This is a genomic window from Sphingomonas azotifigens NBRC 15497, from assembly GCF_002091475.1.
Classification (GTDB): domain Bacteria; phylum Pseudomonadota; class Alphaproteobacteria; order Sphingomonadales; family Sphingomonadaceae; genus Sphingomonas; species Sphingomonas azotifigens.
On sequence record NZ_BCTR01000035.1, the window covers coordinates 98,733 to 108,178 of the forward strand.

Annotated in this window: 9 protein-coding genes; 4 read left to right on the top strand and 5 right to left on the bottom strand. The window is 65.5% G+C overall.

Features of this window, described 5'->3' with window-relative positions; all coding sequences use genetic code 11:
* Positions 1-119: 119 nt before the first annotated feature.
* Complete coding sequence (locus tag SAZ01S_RS23700) at positions 120-527, bottom strand: PBECR3 domain-containing polyvalent protein (RefSeq protein WP_167693159.1); 408 nt, start codon at positions 525-527, stop codon at positions 120-122.
* Positions 528-1,722: 1,195 nt separating this feature from the next.
* Positions 1,723-3,105: a helix-turn-helix domain-containing protein gene (locus SAZ01S_RS13695; RefSeq protein ID WP_084582825.1), complete on the bottom strand. Its 1,383-nt coding sequence runs from the start codon at positions 3,103-3,105 to the stop codon at positions 1,723-1,725.
* 481 nt (positions 3,106-3,586) lie between these two features.
* Between SAZ01S_RS13695 and aceA the strand changes: the two genes are divergently transcribed.
* Both aceA and SAZ01S_RS24065 read left to right on the top strand, forming a co-directional pair.
* Positions 3,587-4,876: an isocitrate lyase gene (gene aceA, locus SAZ01S_RS13700; protein ID WP_084582826.1), complete on the top strand. Its 1,290-nt coding sequence runs from the start codon at positions 3,587-3,589 to the stop codon at positions 4,874-4,876.
* 14 nt (positions 4,877-4,890) lie between these two features.
* Entirely contained in the window at positions 4,891-5,046 is a 156-nt protein-coding gene (locus tag SAZ01S_RS24065) for a hypothetical protein (RefSeq protein WP_019367690.1), read from the top strand.
* A gap of 62 nt (positions 5,047-5,108) precedes the next feature.
* On the opposite strand, the gene SAZ01S_RS24230 is transcribed toward SAZ01S_RS24065, so the two are convergent.
* From SAZ01S_RS24230 to SAZ01S_RS13710, 3 genes are read right to left on the bottom strand one after another with little or no spacing between them, the layout of a single operon-like run.
* The gene (locus SAZ01S_RS24230; protein WP_174596115.1) at positions 5,109-5,498 is read right to left on the bottom strand and encodes a type II toxin-antitoxin system death-on-curing family toxin; all 390 of its coding nucleotides are present in this window, start codon (positions 5,496-5,498) and stop codon (positions 5,109-5,111) included.
* On the bottom strand, positions 5,499-5,726 hold the full coding sequence (locus SAZ01S_RS24235; protein ID WP_174596116.1) for an AbrB/MazE/SpoVT family DNA-binding domain-containing protein: 228 nt from the start codon (positions 5,724-5,726) through the stop codon (positions 5,499-5,501).
* Between the two features lie 15 nt (positions 5,727-5,741).
* Positions 5,742-7,199, bottom strand: coding sequence for an MFS transporter (locus SAZ01S_RS13710; protein WP_174596117.1), 1,458 nt, complete (start codon positions 7,197-7,199; stop codon positions 5,742-5,744).
* 147 nt (positions 7,200-7,346) lie between these two features.
* Between SAZ01S_RS13710 and SAZ01S_RS13715 the strand changes: the two genes are divergently transcribed.
* Both SAZ01S_RS13715 and SAZ01S_RS13720 read left to right on the top strand, forming a co-directional pair.
* A complete protein-coding gene (locus SAZ01S_RS13715) occupies positions 7,347-8,492 on the top strand; it encodes an acyl-CoA dehydrogenase family protein (RefSeq protein ID WP_084582827.1) in 1,146 nt (381 codons plus the stop codon).
* Positions 8,493-8,614: 122 nt separating this feature from the next.
* A complete protein-coding gene (locus tag SAZ01S_RS13720; protein ID WP_084582828.1) occupies positions 8,615-9,403 on the top strand; it encodes an SDR family oxidoreductase in 789 nt (262 codons plus the stop codon).
* Positions 9,404-9,446 lie beyond the last annotated feature (43 nt).

A 9,446-nucleotide genomic window follows, 5' to 3' on the forward strand; every position in this document is an offset into this window, starting at 1 on the left:
CACCTATGCCATGGCGTTGGTGGTACAGTAACCTCACCAGAGGTGAAGAGATCCGGAATTGGGCAAACCGGCTAGAGCTATACCTAAGAGGCCTCCTGAGGAAACTCAGGGGGCCTTTTTCATAAAAGCACCACCCGCCGCAGGTGCCCACTTTCGCGTCTCGCCGCCACCTTCTTCTCTGAGATAGGGTAAAAAGAGGTGACGTTATATCGACCATCAGCGTCGAGAGAGATTTCAACGGCTACAAGCAGATACTCACCCAAGGCGGGCGGCTTGCCTACCAGCTCGATCTTACCGTCATTGACGAAATCATCACGTACGTACAGCGGGTTATTGATGATGCTCGCCACGTGCGGGAAGCATCGTGCATAGTCCTTTGGATGGCGGCGCTGTGCATGCTGCTGCGCGCGAATAGACATCACCGCCTGACCGGGCGCTAGGTCTAGTTCTAGCGCACTATTGATCGAACCAACCGGCACCTCGCCGAATAGGTAGGGGATCAGTCGCGGACGCGGCTTCCGGGCCAACTTATAATTCCAATCGCCTATACCGGAGCCTTGCGAGCACGAACAGGACCTGCGCGATGGAAAAAATCAAACTACATCAAGAGATTTACTGCTCGACCAAAATCAGAGCAACAGGGCCACCTCTTAACCAGCATCCATTTTCACCATTCATGGGGTCCAGCGCCGACCGCAACAAAACTCCCTGCTTCAGACTGACGCCAACATAGCGGAAAAATTTCGCGGCACAAGGGTAATCCACAAACTCCTTGAACTCCGATTTATTCCCGATTACACAGACGGCAATCTGATCCCCGATAAGGAACCTCTTATGGCGGTAAGTCCCAGTCGCAGCCCAAATTATCCGAGCATGAGCCTTGGCGACTCGATTGAGGCTGTTAGAGACGTGTACGCTAAGGAGAAGCGTGCCAAATTCCCGAGAACGTCGCTAGCTAACCACCTTGGCTACAGCAGCTTGAATGGACGCGCGCTCTCCAAAATTGGCGCTCTGCGAGCTTACGGCCTCATCGAAGGTCGCGAAGATGCACTCACCGTGTCAGCGACAGCACGCGCGTTAATCGATGCACCCAAAGATTCGAGTGACTATTTTTATGCGCTTCAAGAAGCATTCCATTCCCCTCCCCTCTTCAGTCGCATTGTAGCTGAACACGGTGAAGAGACACCCAGTCCGCAAACGCTCCGCTGGTGGCTATCTCAACAGGGTTACGTGGGCGACGCAGCGGATAAGGCTCTAAAGGTTTATCTCGCGAGTGCAGAGCTAGTAAACTCGCTCAGTGAGGCATACGAGCCCGATGCGAATGAGACTCCAGTACCCTCATCCACCGCAACGTCGGGTATACTCGATACTCAGCGAGGATCGCAGAAAAGAGCGACGGCAGAGTACAACACGGCAGACCAGGGCAGCGGACAACAAGCTGAACTAGCCATAGGCGCACATGAGAGGGTTCTTCAGTCTGGCATGCTGTCGAAAACGGCCAGCTATCGCGTCATCGTTTCGGGACCTGTAGGGCCGGGGGAAATAGAACGACTTATCCGCAAGCTCGAAATGGACAAGGAGATACTCGCTGACGCCGATCCAATACTACCAATGCCTTCTACGAAGCACGAGCCAGACTACCATGCACAATGGGACGCTAGCTCTCCAGCCGAGTGAGGGGGGACAACCAAGGAGCACCCTCGCGAAGGATCATCCACCCCCTCAATCCCCCGCAAACCCAAAGGCCGTAACCCCGCGCTCCCGCTCGCTCCCCGCCGCTGCCCGCCCCGCCGGCGCCGCCGAGCGCTGCGGGCAGGCGACGCGCGTACACGCCCGGCACCCCAGCCCGATCGGCGCGGCGCGGCCGGCCAGGTCCACGCCGCGCGCCGCCGCCAGCGTTCCCGCCTCCGCCGCCGGCAGGCCCAGCGCGATCACGAAGCGCGGGCGCACGCCACCGGGGGCGCCGCCATGCGGATGCACGCAGCGCGCGATGGTGAAGGCGCGCGCGCCGTCCTCCAGCTCGACGAGCTGCACCGCCGTCTCGTCGGTCCGCGCAAAGGCGTCATAGGCGTTCCACAAGGGGCACGGCACCGCCGCCTCGACCAGCGCCGATCCGCTGGCGCCGGCATAGCGTTTCGAGACCTGCCCCGCGCGATCGAACCGCATCAGGAAGAAGCTCAGCCCCCGCGCGCCCACCCGCTGCAGCGTCGTCAGCCGGTGCGCGACTTGCGCCGCGCTCGCGCCGAAGCGCCGCTGGAGCAGCTCCAGGTCATAGCCGCTCGCCTCGCACGCGCGCAGGAAGCGGGCATAGGGCATCGTCACCGCGGCGGCGAAATAGGCGGTGCAGTGCCGGCGGAACAGCCGCGCGGCCACCCGGTCGAGCGCGGCGCCGCGGACCAGCGCCTCGATCTCGTCGCGCGCCTCCACCGCCAGCTGCTCGGCCAGCGCAAAGGCGCGCGCGCTGGGATCGAGCGCCTCGGACAGCTGCAGCTGCCGCGCGTGGAGGTCGAGCCGCTTGAGCGTATCGACCATCACCTCGGCGGGCAGGATGCGCACGGCGAGCTGGTGTTTCACCCGCAGCCGCTCGGCCATCGCGCCATAGGGCTCGCCGGCCATGCGCAGTTCGTCGGCCAGCGCCTCGCCGGCGGCGTCGAGATCGGCGAAATGGTTGCGCCAGCGCTCGATCGCGCGGCGGACCTGGGGGCCGGGATCCTGCGCGGCGCCGGGGGCGGGCATGGGGCCGCCGCCGCCCATCCGGTCATAGGCGCGGGCAAAGGCCTCGGCGCCGTCGGGCGCGCCGGCCAGCCATTCCTCGAGCTGGTGGCGATCGATGGCGAGATCGGCGAACAGCGGGTCGGCCAGCCGCCGCCGCAACGCCTCGGCCCCGCCGCCGGGCTCGGCCGCGGCGAGGCGGCGGGGATCGAAGTCATAGGTCTCGGCCAGCTTGAGCATCAGCGCAGCGGAGATCGGCCGCTGGTTGCGCTCGACCAGGTTGAGATAGCTGGGCGAAATCTCCAGCGCCTCCGCCATCGCCGCCTGGGTTACGCCGAGCTGGAAGCGGAGACGCCGGATGGCGTGCCCGGCGAAGAGTTTGCGTTCGGCCATGTCGTTTCTCCCTACCCTGTCCGCCTGCGCTCCCCTCCCGCTCGCGGGAGGGGTCGGGGGAGGGGCTGACGTGGCGACACCTGCTGGAACGGCGTCCCACGCGAGCCTGTCATCCCCTCCCCTAGCCCCTCCCGCAAGCGGGAGGGGAACGCGCACTCCACCGTCATCCCGGCGAAAGCCGGGATCCATTCGCCTCTCCGTCATCCCTCTTGCCGCACTGGAGCGGCAATGGATCCCGGCTTTCGCCGGGATGACGGTGAACAGGTCAGCGCCACCCATGCCGGCTTTCCTACACTGGAAGTTCTTGATACGTTCTCATTCTAGGATCGCCCGATATGTAAATACTTTACACCACAACAAGGAGGCCCCGCAACCCACCACACACCCACACCCTGTGCGACGTCGAAGTTGAATTCCAAGCACCGCTGAACTTCCTAAACTTGCCCACACAAGGTTCAGGCAGTCAGTCAAGGAATTAACAATGTCCCAGTCGCAGCGTTTCGAGGATCTGGTCCCGGCCCCCACCGGCCGATTCGAGGGCATCCAGCGCCCCTACACCGCCGACGATGTCGCCAAGCTGCGCGGCTCGCTGCCGGTGGAGCACACCCTGGCCCGCCGCGGCGCGCTCAAGCTGTGGGAGCTGCTGCGCACCGAGGACTATGTCCATGCACTCGGCGCGCTCTCGGGCAACCAGGCGATGCAGATGGTCCGCGCGGGGCTCAAGGCGATCTATCTGTCGGGCTGGCAGGTCGCGGCGGATGCCAATACCGCCGGGCAGATGTACCCCGATCAGTCGCTCTACCCGGCCAATGCCGGGCCGGAGCTCGCGCGGCGGATCAACGCGACGCTCCAGCGCGCCGACCAGATCGAGCATATGGAAGGCGGCGCGACGCGCGACTGGTTCGCGCCGATCGTCGCGGATGCCGAGGCCGGGTTCGGCGGGCCGCTCAACTGCTTCGAGATCATGAAGTCGTACATCGCGGCGGGTGCGGCGGGCGTGCATTACGAGGACCAGCTCGCCAGCGAGAAGAAGTGCGGCCATCTCGGCGGCAAGGTGCTGATCCCCACCCAGGCGCATATCCGCAACCTCGATGCGGCGCGGCTGGCGGCGGATGTGTGCGGCGTACCGACGGTGATCTGCGCCCGCACCGATGCCGAATCGGCCAAGCTGATCACCTCGGACATCGACGAGCGCGACCACCAGTTCCTCACCGGCGAGCGGACCCCCGAGGGGTTCTTCCGGCTGAAGGAGGGCACCGGCGTCGACCATTGCATCCAGCGCGGGCTGGCCTTCGCGCCGCATGCCGATCTGCTGTGGTGGGAAACCAGCCACCCCAATCTCGACGACGCCCGCCGCTTCGCCGAGGCGATCAAGAAGGAGCATCCCAACAAGATGCTGGCGTACAACTGCTCGCCCAGCTTCAACTGGGAGAAGAATCTGGACAAGGACGACATCGCCCGCTTCCAGCGCGAGATCGGGGCGATGGGGTACAAGTTCCAGTTCGTCACCCTCGCCGGCTTCCACAGCCTCAACTACGGCATGTACGAGCTGGCCCGCGGCTATCGGGACCGGGGCATGGCGGCCTATTCGGAGCTGCAGCAGGCCGAGTTCGCGGCGGAAGCCGACGGGTACACCGCGACGCGCCACCAGCGCGAGGTCGGCACCGGCTATTTCGACGCGATTGCCCAGACCGTGGCGGGGGGCGCCAGCTCCACCACCGCGCTCGCCGAGAGCACCGAAGCCGCCCAGTTCACCACCGAAGCCGCGTAAAGGAGCGTAGTACCATGTCGAACGAACCGCAGCGCAGCCGCGCCGTCTTTTCCACCGAGGATTTCCGCCTGCTCCGCGAGGCCGTCGGGGCCCATCTGCAGGCGGTGAAGGACAAGCCGGAATCGGTGAAGTTCTCCAACCTCTACCACCGTTTGGGCCGCGTGGCCTGACGTCTTTCCTGGGGAGGAAAGGATGCCCGCCGGGTCGCGTGCCCGGCGGGCATTTCCCGTGTTCAGGCGATGGGCACGGTCCAGCGCCGGAACCACTCGGTCAGCGTTTCCACAGTCAGAGCCCCGGCCGCCAGTTCCAGGAAGGTCGTCACGAGCTCCACGTCGTCACAGGTGAGCGCATGGCCATTGAGGACGAGAAAGGTTTCGCTGACCACCGCCGCGGTCCGCTTGTTGCCGTCCACGAACGGATGGTTACGGGCGATGCCATACGCATAGGCCGCCGCGAGTTCCGCAATGTCCGGCTCGCCATAGGCGACAAGGTTGAGCGGCCGCGCCATGGCGCTTTCCAGCATATTGCGGTCGCGGATGCCGGCCGCGCCGCCATGCTCGGCAAGCTGCTCGCCATGCGCGGCGATTGCCACCGCGACATCCACCCAGACCCAGTCGGACACTTACTTCGCCAGTTCGCGGAGCGCCGCTCTCCGACGTGCCATCACCTCGCGCGCCGCCTTCATCTGCGCCTCGAAGTCGGGATCGTTCTTGGTCAGCGTCACGCCGCTGTCGGTGTCGCTGAGGAACAGCTCATCCCCCAGCTCGACCCGCAACCGGGAAAGGATTTCCTTGGGCAGGATGACACCGGCGGAGTTGCCGATCTTGATGATCTTGAGCGGCTTGGTCATACGTCCGTTATAACATCAGTTCGCACTCCCTTCAACGCCGCGCAGCTGCGCCAACCGGGCGGCGTGCTCCGCCTTGCCGAAGGGGAAGCGGCGATAGAAGAACGCGGCAATGCCGCCGAGCAGCAGGTAGACCGCGCAGAAAATGAGGGTGAACCGGTCGATCACGCCCTCCGGCACCGTGCCCGGCTTGGCGCCGTCCGGAAAGCCGGAGAGGCTGAGGATCAGCCCGGTGGCGAAGATGCCGAGCCCGCTCGAGCATTTCTGGACGAAGAAGAAGCCGGCGAAGAACACGCCTTCGGAACGCCGGCCGGTTTCGACCTCGCTGTGCTCGACCACATCGGCCAGCATCGACGCGCCGAGCATGGTCGAGGAAACCGCAAAGGTCGCATTGACGGTGAAGATGGTGAACAGCACCGGCAGCAGCAGCCGGTCGCCCGGCGCCGGGAACAGCCCGACGAGGCGCAGGACATAGGGTGCGACGAGCAGCAGCACGGCGCCGACCAGCGCGATGGTCGCGGCGGTCGGCTTGCCCAGCCAGCGGGCCATTCGGGGTGCGATCAGGAAGGCGAGGACGACGCCGAGAAACAGGGTCGCCCCCAGCAGCTGGAACGCGAGATTCCCGAAATGCCAGACATGGGCATACAGGTAATTGGACATCGAGAAGCTGATGCCCTGCGCCACGAAATAGCTGAGCGCCGCGGTCATCAGCACCAGGAACGCCGGGTTGCGCAGCGTGGCGAACAGCTCGGCGATGCTCTGGCGGAGCGGCTGGGGCTGGATTTCCACCGGCGGCAGGTTCCTGATCTCGTGGTGGGTGCCCAAGGCCGAGCCGAGGATCGCCACCACCATCAGCGCCGCCCCGCCGATGGCGAAGCCCGGATAGCCCGCGCGATCGAACTGGCCGTGCGGCTGGCCAGTCCGCTCGGCGAGAAACCAACCATAGGAGAGCATCAGCATCGCCATGCCCCCGCCCCAGCCGAACAGGAAGCGATAGGCCATGATCCGCGTCCGCTCCTCATAGTCGGAGGAGAGCTCGGGGCTGAGCGCCTGCGACGGCACCTCGAAGGCCGAAACGGCGGTGCGCACCACGACGGCGGAGACGAACAGCCAGCCGAGCAGCGCGCTCTGACTCCATGCAGGCGGGTTCCACAGGAACAGCCAGCCCGCGGCGATCGGCAGCGCGGCGGCGTACATCCAGGGATGGCGGCGGCCCCAGCGGCTCCGCGTCCGGTCCGAGAGCATGCCGATCGCCGGGTCGACGAAGGCATCGAACAGCAGCGCACACATGATCACGAAGCCGACCTGCGCGGCGGGCAGCCCGACGACCTGGTTGTAGAACAGCAGCAGGAAGGTGACGAAGCAGAAGTCCTTCACGCCATATGCCGCGGCACCAAAGCCATAAGCGAGCATCGTCGGTGTCGCCACGCGCCGGCTCGGCGGCACGGGTGGGGTGTCGGCGATGCGACCTTCCATCAATTGCTTCTCCACTACGTCCCCCACCCACCCCGATACAGACGCGCGGGCGCCCTCGCAAACGAAACACTTTGGAAGATCGGGTATGGCTTGCAGGCGATCCTGCACGCGCTATACCTGTCACCAATTAGAAGCGAGAGGATGGCCATGGCCCTCGAACCCGAGCTGTTCGACGCGCTGATCGACACGGTCCGCCGCTTCGTCGCCGAGCGGCTGCGCCCGCTGGAGGCGGAGGTGGAAGCGGCGGATGCGATCCCCGAGCATATCGTCGAGGAGATGAAGGCGCTCGGCCTGTTCGGGCTTTCGATCGGCGAGGAACATGGTGGCCTCGGCCTCACCATGGCCGAGGAATGCCGCGTCGCGATCGAGCTGGGGCGCACAACCCCAGCCTTTCGCTCGGCCTTCGGCACCAATGTCGGCATCGGCAGCCAGGGGTTGGTGATCGCCGGCACGCCCGAACAGAAGGCGCACTGGCTGCCGCGCATCGCGCGCGGAGCGGTCATTACCAGCTTTGCCCTCACCGAACCCGATGTAGGCTCCGATTCCGCCGCGGTGCAGACCCGCGCGGTGCGCGACGGCGACGTGTACCGGCTGAGCGGCACCAAGCGCTACATCACCAATGCGGACAAGGCGCAGCTGTTCACCGTGATGGCACGCACCGGCGACGAAGCCGGCGGCCGCGGCGTCTCCGCCTTCCTCGTGCCGCGCGACCTGCCTGGCGTGTCGATCGGCGAGCCCGAGAAGAAGATGGGCCAGAAGGGCGCACGCGTCGCCGATGTCCGCTTCGACGACGTGCCGGTGCCGGTGGCGAACCGGCTGGGCGCGGAGGGCGAAGGCTTCCGGATCGCGATGCAGGTGCTCGATCGCGGCCGGCTGCACATCGCCGCGGTCTGCGTCGGCGTCGCCGAACGGCTGATCGCCGACTGCGTCGCCTATGCCAGCCAGCGCAGGCAGTTCGGCAAGCCGATCGCAGAGCACCAGTTGATCCAGGCGATGCTGGCGGATTCGAAGACCGAGGCGCTTGCCGCCCGCGCGCTGGTGCTGGAAACCGCCACTGCCAAGGACGCGGGAAGCAACACCACCATGGAGGCGGCGGCGGCCAAATATTTCGCCAGCGAGATGGTCAGCCGGGTCGCCGATCGCGCGGTGCAGATCTTCGGCGGGGCGGGCTATATCGCCGATTACGGGATCGAACGGCTGTACCGCGATGTCCGGCTGTTTCGCATCTACGAAGGCACCAGCCAGATCCAGCAACTGATCATCGCCCGCGAGACGCTGAAGCGCGGTGGATAAGGCCCTCTCCCCAATCGGGAGAGGGGTGGGAGAGGGGCAGTCGGCAACACGAAACGAAGGGCCGGGATCGAGAGACTGCCCCTCTCCCCGGCCCTCTCCACAGCGGGGAGAGGGAGTAAATGATGGACATAGCTTCGCTGTTTCGCCTCGATGGGCGCGTGGCGCTGGTCACCGGCGGCTCACGCGGGATCGGGCGGATGATCGCGGAAGGGTTCGTCGCATCGGGCGCGAAGGTTTATGTGTCGTCGCGCCGCGCCGACGCCTGCGAAGCGACCGCCGCCGCATTGGGGCCGAACGCCATCCCCCTGCCCCATGACGTGTCGACTGTCGAAGGATGCCGCACCCTCGCTGCCGACCTGGCCGCGCGCGAGCCCCGCCTCGACATTCTCGTCAACAATGCCGGCGCGGCTTGGGGTGAGCCATTCGAGAACTTTCCTGAAAAGGGTTGGGACAAGGTGATGGACCTGAACGTCAAGTCGCCCTTCTTCCTCACCCAGGCGCTGCATGGCCTCCTCAAGGCCGCCGGCACGCCTGAACGGCCGGCCAAGGTGATCAACATCACCTCAATCGACGGCCAGCGCCTCAATGCCTGGGAGACCTATAGCTACCATGCCTCGAAATCGGCGCTGATCTACCTTACTAAGCGCTTGGCCGCACGCCTCGCCCGCGACCAGATCCACGTCACCTCGATCGCGCCGGGCGCCTTTGCCAGCGACATGAACAAGGCCGCGCGCGACCATGGCGACAGCGTCGCCAAGGCGATCCCCGCCAAGCGCATCGGCGTTGCCGAGGACATGGCCGGTGCCGCGATCTTCCTCGCCAGCCGGGCGGGGGATTATCTGGTGGGCGAGACCGTCACGGTCGATGGCGGACTGGTCAACGCGTCGCTGGGCGCGAGCATCGACGGCTGACAGTCTGTTTGGAAATGCGCCACAGCGCATTTCGCGGCACCGG